Source organism: Sulfitobacter sp. 1A13496 (genome assembly GCF_043557225.1).
GTDB lineage: Bacteria > Pseudomonadota > Alphaproteobacteria > Rhodobacterales > Rhodobacteraceae > Sulfitobacter > Sulfitobacter faviae.
Genome location: NZ_JBIFFP010000006.1, coordinates 121,859 through 142,238, shown reverse-complemented (window position 1 = coordinate 142,238; position 20,380 = coordinate 121,859). Strand labels below are relative to the sequence as shown.

The 20,380-nt window shown below is 62.2% G+C and carries 20 protein-coding genes; 9 read left to right on the top strand and 11 right to left on the bottom strand.

The genetic code is table 11. The features are described 5' to 3' along the window. Positions 1–6: 6 nt before the first annotated feature. The 8 genes from ACGYLX_RS14265 to ACGYLX_RS14230 all read right to left on the bottom strand — a co-directional run bounded on the left by ACGYLX_RS14265 (position 7) and on the right by ACGYLX_RS14230 (position 7,180). Complete coding sequence (locus tag ACGYLX_RS14265; RefSeq protein ID WP_259950196.1) at positions 7–132, bottom strand: hypothetical protein; 126 nt, start codon at positions 130–132, stop codon at positions 7–9. Positions 133–166: 34 nt separating this feature from the next. Next, positions 167–1,366, bottom strand: coding sequence for a formate dehydrogenase subunit gamma (locus tag ACGYLX_RS14260; protein WP_394442301.1), 1,200 nt, complete (start codon positions 1,364–1,366; stop codon positions 167–169). A gap of 67 nt (positions 1,367–1,433) precedes the next feature. After that, a complete protein-coding gene (fdh3B, locus tag ACGYLX_RS14255; protein ID WP_067266580.1) occupies positions 1,434–2,027 on the bottom strand; it encodes a formate dehydrogenase FDH3 subunit beta in 594 nt (197 codons plus the stop codon). Positions 2,028–2,039: 12 nt separating this feature from the next. Further along, complete coding sequence (locus tag ACGYLX_RS14250; RefSeq protein ID WP_394450293.1) at positions 2,040–5,027, bottom strand: formate dehydrogenase subunit alpha; 2,988 nt, start codon at positions 5,025–5,027, stop codon at positions 2,040–2,042. Positions 5,028–5,128: 101 nt separating this feature from the next. Further along, positions 5,129–5,341 carry a twin-arginine translocation pathway signal protein gene (locus tag ACGYLX_RS14245; protein ID WP_067266573.1) on the bottom strand — a complete coding sequence of 71 codons (213 nt, stop codon included), beginning with the start codon at positions 5,339–5,341 and terminating at the stop codon, positions 5,129–5,131. A gap of 65 nt (positions 5,342–5,406) precedes the next feature. Beyond that, the gene (locus ACGYLX_RS14240) at positions 5,407–6,015 is read right to left on the bottom strand and encodes a molecular chaperone (protein ID WP_067266571.1); all 609 of its coding nucleotides are present in this window, start codon (positions 6,013–6,015) and stop codon (positions 5,407–5,409) included. Continuing rightward, positions 6,012–6,644: a DUF3306 domain-containing protein gene (locus ACGYLX_RS14235; protein ID WP_394442307.1), complete on the bottom strand. Its 633-nt coding sequence runs from the start codon at positions 6,642–6,644 to the stop codon at positions 6,012–6,014. The genes ACGYLX_RS14240 and ACGYLX_RS14235 overlap by 4 nt, the downstream gene beginning before the upstream one ends. Further along, on the bottom strand, positions 6,641–7,180 hold the full coding sequence (locus ACGYLX_RS14230; protein WP_394450403.1) for a DUF3305 domain-containing protein: 540 nt from the start codon (positions 7,178–7,180) through the stop codon (positions 6,641–6,643). Before ACGYLX_RS14230 ends, ACGYLX_RS14235 begins: the two co-directional genes overlap by 4 nt. A 381-nt stretch (positions 7,181–7,561) precedes the next feature. On the opposite strand from ACGYLX_RS14230, the gene ACGYLX_RS14225 reads away from it, so the two are divergent. From ACGYLX_RS14225 to ACGYLX_RS14205, 5 genes are read left to right on the top strand one after another with little or no spacing between them, the layout of a single operon-like run. Next, the gene (locus tag ACGYLX_RS14225) at positions 7,562–9,526 is read left to right on the top strand and encodes a 4Fe-4S binding protein (RefSeq protein WP_394442310.1); all 1,965 of its coding nucleotides are present in this window, start codon (positions 7,562–7,564) and stop codon (positions 9,524–9,526) included. A gap of 26 nt (positions 9,527–9,552) precedes the next feature. Then, on the top strand, positions 9,553–9,756 hold the full coding sequence (locus ACGYLX_RS14220; RefSeq protein ID WP_394450290.1) for a DUF6494 family protein: 204 nt from the start codon (positions 9,553–9,555) through the stop codon (positions 9,754–9,756). A gap of 5 nt (positions 9,757–9,761) precedes the next feature. Continuing rightward, a complete protein-coding gene (gene apbC / locus ACGYLX_RS14215) occupies positions 9,762–10,832 on the top strand; it encodes an iron-sulfur cluster carrier protein ApbC (RefSeq protein WP_394450288.1) in 1,071 nt (356 codons plus the stop codon). Next, positions 10,829–11,545, top strand: a complete 717-nt coding sequence (locus ACGYLX_RS14210) for a DUF4444 domain-containing protein (RefSeq protein WP_394450286.1) — start codon at positions 10,829–10,831, stop codon at positions 11,543–11,545. The genes apbC and ACGYLX_RS14210 overlap by 4 nt, the downstream gene beginning before the upstream one ends. Then, entirely contained in the window at positions 11,542–12,027 is a 486-nt protein-coding gene (locus tag ACGYLX_RS14205; RefSeq protein WP_271690283.1) for a DUF6505 family protein, read from the top strand. The genes ACGYLX_RS14210 and ACGYLX_RS14205 overlap by 4 nt, the downstream gene beginning before the upstream one ends. 42 nt (positions 12,028–12,069) lie before the next feature. On the opposite strand, the gene ACGYLX_RS14200 is transcribed toward ACGYLX_RS14205, so the two are convergent. From ACGYLX_RS14200 to ACGYLX_RS14190, 3 genes are read right to left on the bottom strand one after another with little or no spacing between them, the layout of a single operon-like run. Continuing rightward, positions 12,070–12,882, bottom strand: a complete 813-nt coding sequence (locus ACGYLX_RS14200; protein ID WP_394442319.1) for a substrate-binding domain-containing protein — start codon at positions 12,880–12,882, stop codon at positions 12,070–12,072. Continuing rightward, on the bottom strand, positions 12,879–13,592 hold the full coding sequence (locus tag ACGYLX_RS14195; RefSeq protein WP_394442322.1) for an ATP-binding cassette domain-containing protein: 714 nt from the start codon (positions 13,590–13,592) through the stop codon (positions 12,879–12,881). Before ACGYLX_RS14195 ends, ACGYLX_RS14200 begins: the two co-directional genes overlap by 4 nt. Then, positions 13,589–14,293, bottom strand: a complete 705-nt coding sequence (locus tag ACGYLX_RS14190; protein ID WP_394442325.1) for an ABC transporter permease — start codon at positions 14,291–14,293, stop codon at positions 13,589–13,591. Before ACGYLX_RS14190 ends, ACGYLX_RS14195 begins: the two co-directional genes overlap by 4 nt. Before the next feature lie 452 nt (positions 14,294–14,745). Between ACGYLX_RS14190 and repA the strand changes: the two genes are divergently transcribed. From repA to ACGYLX_RS14170, 4 genes are all read left to right on the top strand, one after another. Further along, the gene (gene repA / locus ACGYLX_RS14185; RefSeq protein WP_394450283.1) at positions 14,746–15,921 is read left to right on the top strand and encodes a plasmid partitioning protein RepA; all 1,176 of its coding nucleotides are present in this window, start codon (positions 14,746–14,748) and stop codon (positions 15,919–15,921) included. Further along, a complete protein-coding gene (gene repB / locus ACGYLX_RS14180; RefSeq protein WP_394442331.1) occupies positions 15,921–16,916 on the top strand; it encodes a plasmid partitioning protein RepB in 996 nt (331 codons plus the stop codon). Before repA ends, repB begins: the two co-directional genes overlap by 1 nt. 178 nt (positions 16,917–17,094) lie before the next feature. Next, on the top strand, positions 17,095–18,246 hold the full coding sequence (repC, locus tag ACGYLX_RS14175) for a plasmid replication protein RepC (protein WP_394450281.1): 1,152 nt from the start codon (positions 17,095–17,097) through the stop codon (positions 18,244–18,246). A 142-nt stretch (positions 18,247–18,388) separates the two neighbouring features. Beyond that, the gene (locus tag ACGYLX_RS14170; protein WP_394450280.1) at positions 18,389–20,365 is read left to right on the top strand and encodes a cache domain-containing protein; all 1,977 of its coding nucleotides are present in this window, start codon (positions 18,389–18,391) and stop codon (positions 20,363–20,365) included. Positions 20,366–20,380 lie beyond the last annotated feature (15 nt).

The window sequence follows — 20,380 nt, the reverse complement described above, 5'->3', positions numbered from 1 at the left end:
TTGGTGTCAGTCGAGCCGGACGTTTTCACCTGAATAGACCTCGGCGGAGGAAAAGCCTATCTCATGCAGCCCGAAATAGGCCACGACGCCGATCACCGCGACGCCCAGAAACCCTGCCAACATGGCTTTCATCGCGCGTCTCCTTTGATTTGAACGCCGCCGCCCGTCATTCTGCGGGGGTCCGTTTGTCTTGTTTGACCTCATCGAGCCAGAGCGAGTGGTGCTGTTCGGCCCAACGCTCATCGACCTCGCCATTGCCCATGGCGTCAAAGGCGCCTTCCATGCCGAGCGTCCCGATGTAAATATGGCCCAAGATCACCGCCATCATCAGAAAGCCGATGATCGCGTGCCACAGCTGGGCATATTGCATTTCGGCATGCGGCGTCAGATCGCCCTGAAGCGGACCAAAGCCCGCGGCCTCGGCCATGCCGATGTCATTGATGATGTTGAACGTATGCCCGAAAAGCTGAATTTCGAAGGGAAAGAGTAGCGACAGCCCCGAAAGCGAGACCGAGAAGCCCAGCAGGATCACGGCCCAGAAGACGATCTTTTGCCCGAAGTTAAACTTCTTGGCGGGCGGGTGTTTGTCACCGATGAAACCGCCGCCCTGTTTGATCCAGACCCAATCGGTCTTGTTCGGGATATTGTGCCAAATCCACATGACGAAGACCATGACGAGCGCAATCATGAAGGCCCATGAGACGTTGTTGTGGATGAACTTGGAGCCGGTCAACAGGGTCGAGTTGAACTCATGCCCCAGCAGAGGGATGACGACCTTGCGGCCAAAAAGCGTGGCCAAGCCCGTCAGCGCGAGCAGGATGAACGAGCCCGCCAGCATCCAATGCGCGAAACGCTCAATGGCTTTAAAGCGGGTGACGGTGCGCCCGACCTTGCCGCCTTCGATGCGGATCCGGCCCCGCAAAAGGTAAAAGAGCAGCAGCACGGCCAGCGTCCCGGCAAGCAGCCAAGCGCCATAGGTCGCCAGTGGGCCTTCGCGGAATTGCTGCCACCACATCCCGTTGTCTTGGACAAGGACGCGGCCCGTCTTGTTCATCGTGCTGACGCGCACGGGCAATTCGTTATATCGGATGCCGCGCCAGAGGTCGGGGTCGGAGCGTCCGCCGAGCGGGCCAAGGCTTGGCACCGTGGCCGCATCACCGCCCAGATTGTTACGCCGGAACCCATCGTCGATCTCTGCGCCGTTCTGACGCCGTTCGATATCGGCCAAGTTCTGCGCGCCGCCGGTGCTGGCGCGGTCGATGGCCGAAGGGGTCGCGTTCTCAGGCAGGCGCACGTCCTGCGCCGTGACGCTGACCGGCAGCGCGGCCAAGGCGAGAATGAAAAAAGCCATCAGGTGGCGCAGCATGGGAAATCCCCCGGCTAGACAGATATGGAGAAAAGGGACGGCCCGAGCAGGCCGCCCCCGAAAGCCGTTACTGGCCCTTTTGCTCGTAAGCCGTGCCCCAGCCCCAAGCGCCGGAGCCGAAGCCGCGTGCGACCACGCGCTCGCGGTAGATGTCGGAGACCATGTCCCCGTCACCGGCCAGCAGCGCCTTGGTCGAGCACATTTCAGCGCAGATCGGCAGCTTGCCTTCCGCGATCCGGTTGCGACCGTACTTCTGGAACTCGGCTTGGCTGTGGTTTTCCTCGGGGCCGCCAGCGCAGAAGGTGCATTTGTCCATCTTGCCGCGGCTGCCGAAGTTGCCGGCCTGCGGGTACTGCGGCGCGCCGAAGGGGCAGGCGTAGAAGCAGTAGCCGCAGCCAATGCAGAGGTCTTTGGAGTGCAGCACGATGCCGTCGTCGGTCTGGTAGAAACAATCCACTGGGCAGACCGCCATGCAGGGCGCGTCTGAGCAGTGCATACAGGCGACCGAGATCGAGCGTTCGCCCGGCTGGCCGTCCTGAATGGTCACCACGCGGCGGCGATTGATGCCCCAAGGCACCTCGTGTTCGTTCTTACAAGCCGTGACGCAGGCGTTGCATTCGATGCAGCGCTCGGCATCGCAGAGAAACTTTGCTCTTGCCATTCTCTTGTCTCCTTACGCTGGCATGATCTTGCAGAGAGTCGCTTTGGTCTCCTGCATTTGTGTGACTGAATCGTAGCCGTAGGTCTGCACGGTGTTGGTGCTTTCGCCCAGCACGATCGGGTCGGCCCCATCGGGGTATTTGTCCCGCAGGCTGACGCCGCCCATGTGCCCGCCGAAGTGGAAGGGCATGAAGGCCACGCCCTCGCCCACCCGTTCGGTCACCATCGCCATCACCTTGATCTTGCCGCCCTCGGGCCCTTCGACCCAGACATCGGACCCGTCGCGCACACCGAGGTTGTTGGCGTCACGGGTATTGATCTCGATGAACATGTTCTGTTGCAGCTCGGCCAGCCATGGGTTCGACCGGGTCTCATCCCCGCCGCCCTCATATTCAACCAGACGGCCAGAGGTGAGGATGATCGGGAATTCCTGCGAGAAGTCGTTCTTTTGGATCGATGCATAGAGCGTCGGCACCCGCCAGAAGGTCTTGTCGTCATAGGTCGGATAATCCGCCACCAGATCACGCCGGTTGGAATAAAGCGGCTCGCGGTGTTTCGGCACTGGATCGGGGAAGGTCCAGACCACGCAGCGGGCCTTGGCGTTGCCGAAGGGGGCGCAGCCATGTGCGATCGCCACCCGCTGGATGCCGCCCGACAGGTCGGTCTTCCAGTTGATGCCGCCGACTTGGGCCACGTAATCGGAATCAATCTCACCCTGTTGCGAAGTTTCACCGACTTCCGCCTGCCCGTCATCGGCGTTTTGCGGCGCTTCGTAACCGGCGACGGCTTCGATGATGCGACGCTCATCCGCTGTCAGATCACTGTCCCAACCCAAGTCAATCAGCATCTGCATGGTGAATTCGGGATAGCCGTCCTTGATCTCGGACCCTTTGGAATAGACGCCCTCAGCCAGAAGGTTCTCACCATCACGTTCCACGCCGAAACGGGCGCGGAAGGTCAGACCGCCATCTGCAACTGGCAGCGACATGTCATAGAGGTTCGCCGTGCCCGGGTGCTTCATCTCGGGCGTGCCCCAGCAGGGCCACGGCATGCCGTAGTAATCGCCATCTGCCGGGCCGCCGACGGCGCGCAGGGTAGTTTTGTCGAAAGTATGCTGGTTCTGCATGTGCATCTTCATCCGCTCGGGCGACTGCCCGGTGTAGCCGATGGTCCACATGCCCTTGTTGAACTCGCGCGTCAGGTCTTCGATGAGCGGCTCTTCACCATTCACCTCGATGTTGCGGAACATGCGTTCTTCAAAGCCGAACTTCTTGGCGAACTTATAGAGGATCGTGTGGTCGGGCAGGCTTTCGAACAGTGGCTCCACGACCTTTTCGCGCCACTGGAGCGAGCGGTTGGATGCGGTGACCGAGCCGGAGGTTTCAAACTGCGTACAGGCCGGCAGAAGATAGGTGTCTTCGGTGCGGTCATGCAGAACGGCGGAAACGGTGGGGTATGGGTCGACCACGACCAAAAGGTCGAGTTTCTCCATCGCCGTTTTCATCTCGCCCTGACGGGTTTGGGAGTTCGGCGCGTGGCCCCAGAGTACCATCGCTTTGGTGTTGTCGGGCTGTTCGAGGTTCTCGCGATCTTCAAGCACGCCGTCGATCCAACGCGACACCGGGATGCCGGTGAGGTTGATCATGCGCTGCTCTTCGCCTGCGCCATCGGTCCAAGCGGCGAAACGGCTCTGGATCCATTCCAGATCCTCTCCCCAAACACGCGCCCAATGCGCCCAAGAGCCATCGGACAGACCGTAGTAGCCCGGCAGTGTATCGGCCAGAACGCCGAGGTCGGTCGCGCCCTGCACGTTGTCGTGGCCGCGGAAGATGTTGGTGCCGCCACCCGCGGTGCCCATGTTGCCAAGGGCCAGCTGCAGAATGCAGTAGGCGCGGGTGTTGTTGTTGCCATTGGTGTGCTGTGTGCCACCCATGCACCAGATCACGGTGCCGGGACGGTGGTTGGCCAGCGTGCGCGCGACGCGCTCAAGCTGGGAGCCGGGCACGCCGGTAACGCGCTCGACCTCGTCAGGCGTCCAGTTGGCGACTTCCTTGCGGATCTCATCCATGCCCCAGACGCGGGTGCGGATGAATTCCTCATCCTCCCAGCCGTTCTCGAAGATGTGGTAGAGGATGCCCCAGACCAGCGCCACGTCCGAACCGGGACGCATGCGCACATATTCGTCGGCATGGGCCGCGGTGCGGGTGAAACGCGGATCGCAGACGATGAGCGGCGCGTTGTTCTCTTCCTTCGCCTTCAGCACGTGCTGAAGCGAGACCGGGTGCGCCTCGGCAGGGTTGCCGCCGATAATGAAGATCGCACGCGACTTGTGGATGTCGTTGTAGCTGTTGGTCATGGCGCCGTAGCCCCATGTGTTCGCCACGCCCGCCACGGTGGTGGAGTGGCAAATCCGCGCCTGGTGGTCGACGTTGTTGGTGCCCCAGTAGGCCGCGAACTTGCGGAACAGATAGGCCTGTTCGTTGGAGTGTTTCGCCGAGCCCAGCCAGTAAACCGAATCCGGGCCGGAGGTGTCACGGATCGACAGCATCTTGTCGCCGATCTCGTTGATCGCCTGATCCCAAGAGATCCGCTGCCATTCGCCACCGACCTTCTTCATCGGGTACTTCAGGCGGCGCTCGCCATGGGCGTGCTCACGGACCGAGGCGCCCTTGGCGCAATGCGCACCGAGGTTGAAGGGGCTGTCCCAACCGGGTTCCTGACCCAGCCAAACACCGTCCGACACTTCGGCGATGACTGTGCAACCGACCGAGCAATGGGTGCAGACGGATTTCTTGACTTCCATCTTGCCGCTGACAGCGGCGGTGGCGGCGCTGGCCTGTTGCACGCTGCCCGCGGTGCCCGCGATTGCGGCAAGTCCACCGATGGCAAGTCCCGAGCCGCGCAGGAACGCGCGCCGGTCAATACCGCTGCGCGCCACATCGGACATGATGCCTGTCCGCTGCGCAGACCGCGCGACCCCATTGGTCTTTTTCCTCAACATATCTTCACTCCCTATGCGCGGGCTGGACCCGCCTGAGGTGGCTATTGAACGGCGGGCGTTGTCGCCCTGCCAATTTTCGGGGCCGCGCCCCGGTTATCTGGTCAGAACCGCGCAGCGGCGTAATAGGCCCGCGTGTGTTCGGTGTCTTGGATACGGTCCGACGACAGGTCGGGCGCCTTGGCCGCTTCGGCCTCGGTCCCTGTGGTGGCCACGGCGACGGCGGCCAAAGGCGCGGCGCTGCCCGCGAATTTCAGGAAGTCGCGCCGATCCTTGCGAACGGCTGTGTCGGTGGATCCCTCTGGCTTGCGTGTCATCTTCTCTCTCCTGTTACGTCTCTTGTTCAGGGGCGCGCGGCCCCGCCTGTCTCATCCCGCTTGGTCTAGTCGTCTTTGCTCAGCCGGAAGGCTTCGGCCTCAATCTGCATGAAGGCCCGGCCGATCTTGCCCACCGGGGCGTAGAAGACCGAGTTTTTCGCGCCTTCGAGGTCGGCAAAGAAATGCCCGGCCCAAGGCGCGATATGCCGGTTAAAGAATGTCTTTTGCTGCGCCACCGTCGCGGGGGCCGAGAAACGGCCTGCGATCATCGCGCCCATCATCTCCATCAATGAGGCGATGTTGTCTTCCGGCTCGAACACATTCGCCGCCCGCTCCAACCCGCGTGCGACCATGTCTTGGCGCAGTGCGGCCAGCGGCTTTTCGTTGAGAAAGCCGGTGAGGTAGAAGCTGGCATAGGGCAACAGTTCGCCCCGGCCCAGACCGATGAAGAGCCGGTTGAACTCGCTCTCGGCCCCCGCGGGTTTGGTCTTGGCGGCCAGTTTGGAGAGCGCTTTAAACCCCTGCCCCAATTCGCTGTCGTCGCCCGACAGGGCGGCACATTGATCCAGCAGGATCTGATCCGGCGGGCCGGAAAGGATAAGCCCCATGAAGTTGTAGAGGTCCGCGCGCAGGCGGTCTTCTTCGGGCAGGGGCGTCGCGGCCAATTGGGTCATGCGCTGCTACCTTCCATGTCCTGTGCCAGATCGCTGGCGAAGTGAAACCGCATGCGGCGGTGGGTCGGCGCAGGCTGCGCCTCGGCGTCTTCTTCGGGGGTCACCGTCTGCGCCTCGTAAGGCGCGTCTTGAGCCAGAGCCGTTTCGGTGCGCCGCGGGCCCGGCACGACGACATCATGGGTCGGTGCCAGCGCGGGCGCTTCTGCCTCGGCCATCTCTTCCGGCGCGTCAGCCTCGGCGGTCAGCACCTCTTCGACCTTCGCGACCATGCCCCGGCCCACTTTGTAGATCGTGTTGACCGGCTTTCCAGCGGTGGCCGCCGCTGTGTAATCGTCGTCATAGTCGTTCAACCCGTCAAGGCAGGCGAGCACCGGGTTGGTTTTCCAAAAACTGCGCAGCGCACGGGTCTTGAGCCGTTGCGGCAGTTGCGCCTTGAGAAAGGCGCGCAGCTGTTCGCCGCTTACCAGATCCTCGGGCGCGGGCAGGTCGAACTCGGCCAGCAGATCATCATCGCTACGCTCAGCCAGCGCGGCCTCTTCGGCGGCGGCGGCGCGGGCTTCGTGAAGGCGCGCTTCGGCCTCCGCCTCGGCGGCGACGGCGGCGCGGCGCTTTTGCCAGAAACCGCTCATGCCAGACGCTTTCGTTTCAACGCGGGCGAGGCGTAGATGTCGGCGGGCTTTTCGATGCGCGGGTCGCCGATACCGTCTTGCTTGCGATCGGTGCGCAGACGATCCCGGCGGCGTTTGACGAAGGCTTCTTCTTGATGGAACTCTTCGACGAATTCCTGCACCCATGCGATCAACCCCGGCGTCATCGCGACCTTTTCCACGACCTCTTCGGCGCTGTCGCAATAGTCCTGCGCCTCATAGGGCGATGCGGTCACAAGGGCGAGCTTGAAGGGTCGGTCTATCGCGCCGGGAATGGGGCGCATCACGACATAGACACATGGCACATCCGCGCCCAGCCCGTGCACATAGGCTTCGGTCTCGGCGCCGTGGAGCTCCAGCTTGAGGGTCGCGGCGTGGTATTCGACAGTCTCACCCTCGCGGCGCAGTTCACGCCAATCCGCCTTTTCCGCACCGGGCAGCACGGCGGTCGCTTTCCAGCTCCACTTGGCCCAACGGGTCACACCCGGCGCGCGCCGCAGTACAATGCCCAAGGGCATCGTCCGATACATTGTCGGGTTGTGAATCAAGTCGCTCCTCCGTTTCGAAGACCTTCGCCGGAAAGCCCGGTCCGGGGGAAGCGCTAATCCGCGCCGAGGCCCGAAAAACCCGGCTTTCGAGACAAGATGGCCCGCCGGTTCTGCCCATCAATGGAGCCTCGGCCTATTTGTCTAACTTGAGTATTTTGATCGGAAAACAGGCAAATCGCTGATATCGAATCACCCGAGCCGCAAGGAGCCGCGCCGCCCCGCCGATCGCCCCTGTCGCGACGCGATCGCGGGGCGAATTTCGGTTGTAGGGGGTGGCAAATCCCGTCTAGCTTGGGGCCTCAGCCGCCGCCGGAGAGGCCGCGGATTGACGGGCGAGATAAGGGAAAATTCATGGCCAAGACATTGATAACATGCGATTGCGCAGAGTCGCAGCGTATTGATTCCGATGCATTGGCCGAGCGTAGCGGTTTGGCGGTCTCCCCCCCCTGTTCGGCCCTTTGCACCACCCAGATCGACCGCGCGGCCAAGGCGCTCACCGCGGGCGATGCGATTTTATGCTGCACCCAAGAAGAGCGGGTCTTTACCGAATTGGCCGAGGAATTGGGCCTGCCCCCTGCCCCCCTCTTGGACCTGCGCGACCGGGCCGGATGGTCCGATGACCCCCGGGACAAACTACCCAAAATGTCCGCCCTCGCGACGGAAGCGCTGTTGGACGTTCCGGCTGAGAAAACCATCGACGTCGCCTCGGAAGGGCTTTGCCTGATCGTCGGGCGTGGCCCGGCGGCTCTGGAAGCGGCGGCGCAACTCAAGGACCACCTCAGCGTCACGCTGTTGATGGACGACGCGGTGACCGAGGCCGAGGACAACCTGCCCGAGGTTCGCGATTTCGATCTCATTTCCGGCAAGCTCCGCCGCGCCAAGGGTGCGCTCGGCCAGTTCGAGGTGGTGATCGACGCGCTGCGGCAGGTCGATCCGCGCGGCCGTGGCCCGCTAAGCTGGACCGCGCCGCGCGACGGCGCGCGCAGCCAGTGCGACATAATCCTCGACCTGCGCGGCGAGACGCCGCTGTTCCCCGCCCATGAGAAACGCGAAGGCTACCTGCGCGCCGATCCGGGCCACCCGCCCGCCGTGGCCGCCGCCGTGCTCGCCGCCTCGCATCTCACCGGCACCTTCGAGCAGCCGCTCTACGTGCGTACCGAGCCGCTGCTCTGCGCCCATTCCCGCGCCGGTCAGACCGGCTGCACCGCCTGCCTCGACCTCTGCCCCACCGGTGCGATCACCCCCGACGGCGATCACGTCACCGTCGATCCGATGATCTGCGCGGGCTGCGGCGCCTGTTCCTCGGCCTGCCCCTCGGGCGCGATCAGCTATGACGCGCCGCCCGTAGATTTCACGATGCGCCGGGTGCAGACGTTGGCGCGCGCCTATCTTGAAGCGGGCGGCGACGCGCCGCGCCTTTTGGTCCACGACGCCCACGGCGCCGAGATGATCCGCCTCGCCGCGCGGCACGGGCGCGGGCTGCCCGCCGACGTCGTCCCGATGGAACTCGACGCGCTCGCCGCCTTCGGCCATGCCGAGGCGCTCGCCGCCCTTGCCGCCGGTTTCGCCCATGTCTCGCTCCTCCTCGGCCCCAAGGCCGACCGGGATGCCATCGAGACCCAGACCGCGCTGGCCCGCGCCATTGCGGGGGAAGCGCGGATGTCGCTCATCGACACCCCCGACCCCGAGGCGCTGACCGACATTCTCTACGATGGCGCGGCCCCTGCCCCGGTCGCCCAGCCCGTGCGCCCCATGGGCAGCCGCCGCCAGATCGCCCGCCAATCCGCGCGCGCACTCAACCCCGAGGCGGAGGTGCTCGACCTGCCCGCCGGTGCCCCCTACGGTGCCGTGCTCGTGGACAAGAACGCCTGCACGCTCTGCCTCTCCTGCGTGTCGCTCTGCCCCTCGGGGGCCTTGGGCGACAACCCGGACCTGCCGCAACTGCGCTTTCAGGAAGACGCCTGCCTGCAATGCGGCCTCTGCGCCAATGTCTGCCCCGAGGATGCCATCACCCTCGCGCCGCGGCTCGACCTGACCGAGGCGGCCCTGAGCCAGCGCGTGCTGAACGAGGAAGAACCCTTTGCCTGCGTGGAATGCGGCAGCCTCTTCGGCGTGAAATCCACCGTCGAGCGGATCACCGACAAGCTGCGCAGCCATTCCATGTTCGCCGACGAGGCCAAGCTGCGGATGATCCAGATGTGCGATGACTGCCGCATCAATGCGCAGTATCACAGCACCAATAACCCGATGACGGGCGCCGAGCGGCCCCGCCTCCGCACCACCGACGATTACCTCTCCAAACGGCGCGACCACTAGGCCGCCCTCAAGCACAGGAGCCACCCATGAGCGAAGACTTTAACATGTCGATGCGCAAGTTTCTCAAGCAGGTCGGCGTGACCTCGCAACAGGCCATCGAAAAGGCCATGCGCGAGCATGACACCGCTGGTAAGACTTTCCCGGTCAAGGCCGTGATCTCGATCCCCGAACTGGGTCTCGAACAGACCATCGACGGCACCATTGCCGGCGCGGACAAGGGCGAGGCATAAGCGACGTGGCTGCCAGCAGAGACGCGGTCCTGACCGCCTTGAAAACCGTGACCGATCCGGCCACGGGCACCGATATAGTGGCCAGCGGCGTGATGCGCGCGCTCAACGTGGACAACACCGGCGCGGTGCGTTTCGTGATGGAAATCCCGCCCGCGCAGGCCAAGGCCTACGAGGAAGCCAAGGCGCAAGCCGAAGCGGCACTGGCGCAGGTCGAGGGGGTCTCGAAGGTCTCCATCGTGCTGACCGGCCACAGCGAAAAAGCCCCGCCGCCCGACCTCAAGCCGCAACGCAAGGCAGAGCCCACGGGCCCGCAGAAGATCCCCGGTGTCGACCGGATCATCGCCGTGGCCTCGGGCAAGGGCGGTGTCGGCAAATCCACCGTATCGGCGAACCTCGCCTGTGCGCTGGCCGCGCAAGGCCGCCGCGTGGGTCTCTTGGATGCCGATGTTTACGGCCCCAGCCAGCCGCGGATGCTCGGCGTTTCGGGCAGGCCCGCCTCGCCCGACGGCAAGACCATCCTGCCGATGCGCAACCACGGCGTCACCATGATGTCGATCGGTCTGATGACCAACGAGGATCAGGCCGTGGTCTGGCGCGGGCCGATGCTGATGGGCGCGCTGCAGCAGATGATGACGCAGGTGCAATGGGGCGCCCTCGACGTGCTGATCGTGGACCTGCCGCCGGGCACCGGTGACGTGCAGATGACGCTGGCGCAAAAGGCGCAAGTCGACGGCGCGGTGATCGTCTCTACCCCGCAGGATGTGGCTCTGATCGACGCACGCAAGGGCATCGACATGTTCAACCAGCTCAAGGTGCCGATCATTGGCATGATCGAGAACATGTCGACCCATGTCTGCTCCAATTGCGGCCACGAGGAACATGTCTTTGGCCACGGCGGTGTCGCCTCCGAAGCCGAAAAATGGGGCGTGCCGCTGCTCGCCGAAGTGCCGCTCGACCTGCAGATCCGCCTGGCCTCTGACGGCGGCGCGCCGATCACCGTGAGCCAGCCCGACAGCAAGCAGGCCGCGGCCTTCCACGCCATCGCCAAGAAACTCGTGGACGCCGGCGCGGCATGAGCGAACCGCTGTCCTTTCCGCCGCTGATGTCGGGCGAGGCGGTGGCCGGCGATGCCGTCGTCGCCGCCTGCACCCGCGCGGCCGAGGGCTGCGACGCGGGGCTGATTTGCTATCGGCTGGGCGAGACGGAGATCGAGGCCGCGCTGGTCTTCGCCCCCGAGGTGCCGCTGGCGCGCGCCGTGGCGATGTTGCCGCTCTGCGGGGTGGGCTTCCAAAATGCACTCGGCGCGCTGTCGCCGCCTGAGGTGGCGGTGCAGCTCGACTGGGACGGCGGCATTCGCCTCAACGGCGCTTCCTGTGGCCGTTTTCGCATGGTAGCATCCACGAGTGACGCTCAGGCGGTGCCCGACTGGCTCGTCGTGGGCTTCACCCAGCCGCTCTACCCTGAAGACGATCCCGAGATGGCCCGGACCGGCCTCACCCCTGATCAAACCGCGCTCTATGCCGAAGGCTGCGCCGAGGTCCAGCCCCCTGCCCTCGTGGAATCCTGGGCGCGGCACAGCTTGCATTGGATCAACCGCTGGGAAGACCTCGGCCCGAAGGCGCTGCATAATGAATGGCGCGGGTTGGTCTTCGACCTCGATACGCATGTGACCGTGCAGGGCCAAAGCGGTACATTCATCGGTGTCGACGAGGATTTCGGCATGTTACTGCGGGACGGTGAGACCACCCGCCTCATCCCGCTCACCAGCTTATTGGAGCCCGCCCCATGACCCTCAAACTCGCCCGCGCGATCCATTTCGACGAAAGCGACCGCAATGTCTTCGCCTCCCCCGCCCGCACCGGCGAATGGTGCATCTCGGGCGGGTTCGAGTTCTCGGACTGGACCGAGGGTGATCTCACCGGCAAGGCACGCCAAGCTTTCGCCAACGGCTGGCTGGGGCTGGAGACCTTCGGCCGCGTCACCTTCGTCGCCGTCACCCAAATCGAAGAGGCCGAGGTCGAGGCGCTCACGGCTCTGCTGGCGCAGCATTTCGTGACATACTACGGCGCGCCCTCGGTCGATGCCGCGCGCCCCGTGGCGAAAGAGGAACTGGCGCAGATGGTCGACCTCTGCGCCGATCACGCGCCCAATTGCCTGCTCACCGTGGCGCGCGAGTTGACCGAGGCGGGCGTGCGCGAAAGCTTCCGCATGATCCAGCCGCAGGATGCGGGGCTTGAGCAATTCGCGATCCACGGCGACCTGCCCGAATAAACCACCCGCGCCCCGGCTGGCGCGGATGGTCTCTAACAAAGGCTATTCAGCCTCTGCCGCGTTGAAGACAAAGAGCGTCTCACCGTTGATCTTGTAGTCATTGATCAAGGTTTTCGCGCGGTCTGATGTCAGCCAATCCTCCAGCTTGAAGGCCAGATCGTTTTTCACATGCCCATGCATTTCGGGATTCACCGGCAGATAGGCATATTGGTTAAACAGAACCGGATCGCCCGCGTAGAGCAGCGCCAGATCGCCTTTGTTTCCGAAGTTCAGCCAGCTCGCGCGGTCCGACATGACATAGGCGGGCATCCCCGACGCGGTGTTGAGCGCGGCGCCCATGCCCGCGCCAACGGCGTTGTACCAATCCCCGAATGTCGCCGGGTCAAGGCCCGCTTCGGCCCAAAGGGACAGTTCCTTTTTATGGGTGCCGCTGTCGTCGCCCCGGCTTACGAAGGCAGATTCCGCCTCGGCGATCGCGCTCAAGGCAGCCGTGGCCGCCTCTGACCCTTCGATGCCCGCCGGATCGTCTTTCGGCCCGATGAAGACGAAATCGTTATACATGATCTCGGTCCGGTGGCTGCCAAAGCCACCTTCGACAAAGGCTTCTTCCGCCTTGCGCGAATGGACGAGGATCGCATCCACGTCGCCTGCCTCGCCTAGTTTGATCGCTTGGCCGGTACCGACGACCAGCAGTTGCACATCCAGATCAAGGTCCGCCGCGATCTCGGGCAAGAGCACGTCCGCAAGGCCCGAGTTATTGAACGAGGTGGTCACCGCCATCTTCATCACATCCGCGGCCTGCGCGGCACTGCTCATCGCCAGAGCGGAAATTGCGCCGATCATCCAATGTTTCATTCTACGATATCTCCTCTTAGAAATGCCTGAGCCTCTGCGGTCTCAGGTCGGTTGAAAAACACATTTGCGGGACCGGCCTCATGCAGACGGCCCCCCAGCAGAAACAAAACGTCATCGGCCAAACGGCGTGCTTGGCCGAGGTCATGTGTCGATAGGATCAGCCGCGTGCCGGTCGATTTCGCCGATTGCAAAATCGCCTCGATTTCTCGCGTCGCGCGCCCGTCCAATGCGGCACAGGGCTCATCCAGAAACAGCAATTTAGGCTTGCAGATCAGCGCACGGGCAAGGGCCAACTTTTGCTGCTCACCGCCCGAGAGCACCGGGGCCGCGCGGCCCAAAAGTGGCTCTAACCCGACGCGGTTGGCCCATTCCTCGGCTTCTTTTCGCGCGTGGGCCTTTGACACGCCGCGCAGACGCAAGGGGTAGATGAGGTTCTCAAGTACCGTCCGACGCAGCATAACAGGGCGCTGAAAGACAAATGCTTGGTGATGCCGCGCCTCCTCGGTCGAGCAAGCCCACTCGATCTCTCCGACCGAGAGCCGTGCGGTGCCGTGCAGCAATTGCAACAGCGTGGTCTTCCCCGCGCCGTTCGGCCCCATCACAACCGTAGCGCCCTGACCGTCCAGCGCCAGATCGATCGGCCCCACCAGCCGCTGCCCCCGCCTGCGGCTTTCAATCGCTTTGGCTTGCATCGGGAAAAGCTGCGTCACCACCGGCCCTCCCGCTCTGTCCGGCCCAGCCAATGGATGGCGAGGTTCACCGCCACCGCCAGCCCAATCAGCACAAACCCGAGGGCGAGCGCCAAGGCGAACTCCCCCTTGCCGGTTTCAAGGGCGATGGCCGTGGTCAGCACCCGCGTCGCATGGTCGATATTGCCCCCGACGATCATAATCGCTCCGACCTCGCCAATCGCGCGGCCAAACCCCGCAAGTGCCGCAGTCAGCAACGCACGGCGAGAGTCCCAGAGCAGGGTCCGTATCTTCTGGCCCTGCGTGACATTCATCGAAATCAGAAGGTCATGATATTCCTGCCAAAGCTCACGGATCGACTGATGCGCGATGGAAGCGATCAGCGGCACGATAATGATCACCTGCGCGATGATCATCGCCGTCGGCGTGAAGAGCAGCCCAAACACCCCAAGCGGTCCGGAGCGGGAGAGAACCACATAGACGATCAGCCCCACCACGACCGGCGGCAGCCCCATGAGCGCGTTCAATATCGCAATGACCAACCGCCTCGCGCGGAACCGTTTGACGGCGACCAAAGCGGCGAGGGGCAGCGCGATCAGGCAGGCGACAGCCAAAGCGGAAAGGGTGACACGAAGGGACCGGCCGGCGATCTCCACCAGCTCGGCATCGAAGGTAAGGACAAGCCAAAAGGCCTGCGTGATACCGCTCCAAATATCGACCATCTCGCGGAGGCCTCCCCCGAATAGGAGCCCGCGGCCCCATCGCACGCGCAGAGTGTCAGGACTATCCTTCGGACGCCAGAGCCTGTGGGCGTGAAAATACCTAGGAAGACAGGCTGGCTTTGATTTTACCTCGCTCAGAAGGACAGAAGGTCAACTTGACCCGCCTGTGATTCCCGCAAAAGGAAGGATGTGGCTCTAACAAGGGCAAGCGAACTCGCCCGTGGGGTTAACTCGTGGTTGGCGAGGGCCTGTTGCCGCAAGAATAGTTTTATTGTTTATTTACAGTCACTTCGGTCGAATGGGACATTCTATCTTTGCGTTTGGCCCAGATAATTAATGCCGCCTTGCCCACTCCTTCCGCAAGAATCTATTGCAAGCTTCGCTCCAATCGCATTAAGTAACGGAAACAAAAGCGCTACCGAATAATAGCGTTACTGAGAGCGAGGGCAGATGTGACGGACACGGTACACATCAATACACGGATCCGCCGTAATGCGGAAACGCTTTCCGAGGCGTTGGAAAACCACATGCTGAAGGTCTTTGCGCCCGACGCGCGCAAGGAGTTGCGCCGGTTCTCCGCCGGGGAAGCGGCTGAATTGCTTGGCATTTCCACGAGCTTCCTTCGCAAACTCCATTTCGACAATAAGATCGTCGATGTCCAGACCAGCCCGGGCGGGCGGCGGCACTACAGTGCGGACGATCTACTGTCGATCCGACGGACTTTGGAATCCACCGCTAAATCCCGCGGCGCCTATCAACGCGGCCGTCGTGAAGGGGACAAACTGCAAGTATTGTCCTTTTTGAACTTCAAAGGCGGTAGCGGCAAAACCACGAGCGCGATCCATGCGGCACAGCGGCTGGCCCTTAAAGGCTACCGCGTGCTCTGTGTCGATATCGACCCGCAAGCGTCTCTAACAACGCTGTTTGGCTATCGGCCTGAGTATGATTTCCTGAACTCCGGCACCATTTACGATGCGATCCGCTATGGTGATCCCGTCCCCTTGGCCGATGTGATCCAAAACACCTTCTTTACGGGTATTGATCTTGCCCCCGGCGGATTGATGCTACAGGAGTTCGAGCACGAAACGCCTCAGGCACTGCTTAACAATACGCAGCCTCCATTTTTCGCGCGTTTGGCGACCTCCTTGCAGGATGTAGAGCAGAATTACGACGTGGTTATCTTCGATTGTCCGCCGCAATTGGGCTATCTAACCATGTCGGCGCTCTGCGCCTCGACGGGTGTGTTGATCACAGTGGTCCCGAACATGCTCGACGTCGCATCCATGTCGCAATTTCTACAGATGAGCGCCGATCTGCTTGATGTCGTCTCTAATGCAGGGGCGAGCATGGAGTTCGACTTCCTGCGCTTCCTCATCAATCGTTACGAGCCGAATGACGGGCCGCAGCAGCAGGTTCTATCCTTCTTGCGGCAACTCTTTGACGAGGAAGTCATGGTGGCCCCGATGCTGAAATCCACTGCGATTTCTGACGCGGGGCTGACCCATCAGACCATCTATGAGGTCGACCGGTCGCAGTTTCATCGGACGACCTATGACCGCGCGGTGGATTCACTCAATCTTGTGAATGATGAGATCGAAAGCATGATCCAGAAAGCATGGGGGCGGTAATGGCACGTAAAGGTATTCTATCATCTGCGCCAGCGAAATCTCCAAAGACGGAGCCGCCTAAAACGCCCGCGGTAGAGCCGAATAAGAGCCGGAACAAGCCTAGCCTTATGCCCCGCGGCGCTGTTGGGGCGCTTCAGTCGTCGTTGAACCGGATGCAAGAGAATGCAGTTCAAGAATTGGACGGCAGCCTGATTGATATGGCCGGCGTCGAAGACCGGCTAGGGACTGATACGCAGGCTCAGAAACAGCTTCATGATAGTCTGAAGACCTATGGCCAGCAGGTCCCGGTTCTGGTTCGGCCGCATCCGGGAACCCCGGGCCGGTTCGAAATTGTCTACGGGCGGCGGCGACTTCAGGCTCTGAAAGCGCTTGGGATGCCGGTTAAAGCGATGGTGCGTCAATTGGATGACCACGCTTTGGTAATGGCGCAGGGCCAAGAGAACACGGCCCGTCAGGATCTCTCTTTCATCGAAAAAGCCAGTTTTGCGGCTCAGCTCGATGCGGGGGGGCATGACCGGCAGACAATTGCGGATGCGCTTTCGATCGACCTGCCAATGGTCAGCCGGATGCTCAAGGTCGGCCATGCGTTCGATCTGCCCTTTCTGCGTCAGATCGGGTCGGCGCCATCCATCGGGCGTGATCGCTGGATGGCACTGGTCAAATTGTTTGAACAACCGGGCGCGAAAGAACGGGCAGTAAAACGAATGGCGCGGCCCGATTGGGACGGGTTCACCTCGGATGAGCGGTTTGAGGCGATTTTCGCCGAGGCTTCGACGACCCCTGAAAAGTCTGCCACCTCCCCTGCCCCATCGGCCAAGCCCCGCACGCTGCGGAGTCGGGAGGGCAAGGCGCTGGCGGACATTCGCAGCGGCAAGCGTGGTGTCACGGTCACCGTGCCCGCCCGCGCGGCAGAGGGTTTTGATAAATGGCTCGATGCACATGCAGAAGAGCTTTTGCAGGAGATTCACGACCGCTGGCAGAAGACCCGCGCGTGAGACATTGAGGAAGTAGCAACAGGAGGCACATCCAAGACCACAAAAGAAAAGCCCCCCAGGATAAATCCCGGAAGGCCCTTCTCAAACTTTGCACCTTCGAGATAGCCCCAAAGATTTATCGATGTCAACTCTACCCGATGGGATAGGGCCGGTAATTTGTTGTCTTTCGTGATTTTAGATGAAAAACACGTTCCGAACTGCGTTCGGGCGGCCGAAATCGGCTACCCAAGTGAAATGCGAGGGGCCGGACAAATGGGCTTTGCTCGACCGGCTGACAACCGCGGCAGAGGCTTTCGATCTGTCGCACCGCACTCTCACCGTATTGAAGGCTTTGCTGAGTTTCCTACCAAACCGGCATATTCCTGATGGTGCGGCGGGCATTGTATTTGCCTCAAACGCCCGGCTCTCCGAACGGCTTCACGGTATGCCGGAGAGCACTCTGAGGCGGCATCTGGCGCAGTTGGTCCGCGTGGGCCTGATTGCGCGACATGATAGCCCCAACCGAAAGCGTTTTGCACGAAACCAAGGCGGTGCAATTGCGCTGGCCTTTGGGTTTGATCTTGCCCCTCTTGTCGTTCAGGCGGGGATGATCGAAAGCACTGCTCAGGCCGCCGAGGCAGAGCAGGAGCGCTTGCAGGCGCTGAGGGACCGCGTTCTGGTCCTCCGACATGCGCTGATCAGGGAGGGTTGCGGCGAGGGATTGGCTGATGAGGCGGGCCGGGTTCTGCGGCGCAAACCAGATGAAATGGCGTTGTCTCAGCTTGAGACGGCGCTCCGAGTGGCACTTGAAAATGCCCGTGGAGAAGAACCTCTGGGCGAAACAGCACCCGTCTCCCCTGCCCTGCTTACCGGTCAAATGAGCGCCAACGACGGTGAAAATGAGCGGCACGTACAGGATTCAGATAAATCCTATTTTGACTCTGAAGAGCGCGGCCACGGTGGTGTGGCCTATCGTACGGCTGACAAATCCGAACCTGATAATTCTGAGAAAGAACAAAGCGTATCATTCGCAGATGTCGTGGACGCCTGCGCAGAGGCTCGGAGCTTTTTCCCGGGTGCGATGCGTAACTGGGGAGACCTTGTGCGGGTCGGAGACCGGATTGCGCCGATGCTGGGGATTGACCCGCCTGTGTTAAATGAGGCAAAACGAGACATGGGCGCGGAGAGCGCTGCGGTAACGGTGCTTTGCTTGCTTGAGAAAGCCGCGACAATCCGTAGCCCCGGAGCTTATCTGAGGCGTTTGACGCAGATGGCCCGAAATGGTGCCTTTTCCCTTGGTCCGATGGTCTCAGCCTTGGCAAACCGGCGAAGTTGTCAGCTGACAATTTGAAAACCATAGGTTTTACAGTCACTTAGGTTGACTTGCACCTGGCAATTTAAGAAATCGGGCCTTCTATCGGGCAAAATCCCTCCATATGCTTCACCCTCCTTGGCTCAACGGCTAACTTAGGTGAAGTTCTTCGGGAAAACCCATGACCTCTGTCCGCCTCCGCCTGCTTATCCTCGCGCTCACACCGCTCATTGTGCTGATCCCGCTTCTGTTGGTTCTGGGCATGTCACGCTGGACGGCGGATTATGACGAAGTCCTCATCGCGAATGTTGAAAGCGAATTAAGGATCGCCAACCAGTATCTCGCCCGGTTGTTGGCGCAGACGGGGAATGAGTTGGACGCCGTCGCGGGGTCCGTCGAATTCTCCCGGCAGCTTGATAGCCCGACGGCAGAGCAGGCGGCTTTCTTTACCGAGATACAGGACCGGCTGGGTTTGGACTTTCTACAGTTTCTCCCCATTGAGGCCGCCATCGAAGACGGAGAGGATTGGCCGGTAATCGCCCGCGCCGCGCGGGGCCAGAGCGGCGCGGAGATCGACGTATTCAGCAGCGCGCGGCTGACAAGGTTGAACGACCCCCTCGCGCTCCGCGCCCAAGTCCCGGTGATCGAAACCCCCGCCGCCGTGCCGACGGACCGAAAGACCGAAGACCGCGGCATGGTGGTTCACGCAGCAAGCCCGGTTGATTTGGACGGCACGCAGGGGGTCTTGGTGGGCGGGATGCTGTTGAACCGCAACCTCGACTTTATCGATACGATCAATGACCTCGTCTATCTCAATGCGGTGACCGGTGGGGACAGGCAGGGCACGGCGACGCTTTTCCTAGATGACCTGCGCATCTCGACCAATGTGCGTCTTTTCGAAGATGTGCGCGCCCTCGGCACCCGGGTCTCGGCAGAAGTGCGGGAGGCCGTGTTGATTGATGGGCGCACTTGGCTCGACCGGGCCTTCGTTGTGAACGATTGGTACATCTCTGGCTACCAGCCGATCACGGATAGTTTCGGCGAGCGGGTGGGGATGCTTTACGTCGGCTTCCTCGAAGCACCTTTCGCGCAGGCGAAGCGGGAGGCGTTCTGGTGGATGCTGGCTGCTTTCTTTGCCGTGCTTGCGCTGTCGGCGCCGGTGTTCCTTTGGCTGGCGCGCGGTATCTTCTCACCGCTTGAACGGATGACAAAAGTCATGCACCGCGTCGGCAAGGGGGAACTCTCGGCGCGGATCGGCGCGGTCCCCGCACGGGATGAGATCGGCGCCGTGGCACATCATCTCGATTGGCTGCTGGAGCAGGTGCAGGAGCGCGACCGGCAGTTGCGCAGCTGGAATGACGCGTTGAACCAGCGGGTCGATCAGCGCACTGCCGAACTGCGCGAGGCGAACGAGAAGCTGGAGCAGACCTTTCGCCAATTGGTGATGAGCGAAAAACTCGCCTCCATCGGTGAAATCACCGCGGGGGTCGCGCATGAAATCAACAACCCCGTCGCGGTCATCATGGGGAATGTCGATGTCATCCGGGAGACGCTTGGCCCGGATGCAGAACCGGTGGCCACGGAACTCGGCTTGATCGACCGGCAGCTGTCACGGATCGAGGTCATCGTCGGCAAATTGCTCAAGTTCGCCGCGCCATCCGAGTTTTCTGATTGTGAACATAATATTGCGTTTCGGCCCTTGGTGCAGGACTGTCTCGTACTGGTCGATCACCTCATCAGCCGGGGCGGGATCGAGGTGCATTGCGATCTGGACGAGGTGCCGCCAGTGCGCGCGGACTCCGGTGAGATTCAGCAGGTCGTGGTGAACCTTGTGGTCAATGCGGTGCAGGCGATGCAGGGGGCAGGGCGGTTGGCATTGTCCCTCAGCCCTGAGGATCGCGACGGCGTGGCCGGTGTGGCGTTGTCGGTGCATGACAGCGGGCCGGGGGTGCCTGAGGCGTTGCTCGGCTCGCTTTTCGATCCCTTCTTTACCACCAAACCGGGGGAGGGGACGGGCTTGGGCCTGTCGATCTCTCAGACGCTGATCCAGCGGGCCGGCGGGATCATCACGGTCCGCAATCGGGCGGAAGGGGGCGCGGCCTTTACCGTTTGGCTGCCGCAAGCCCCCGAGGATGCGGGCCCCCCTGAACACGCGTGATGCGCAGGGGGGCAG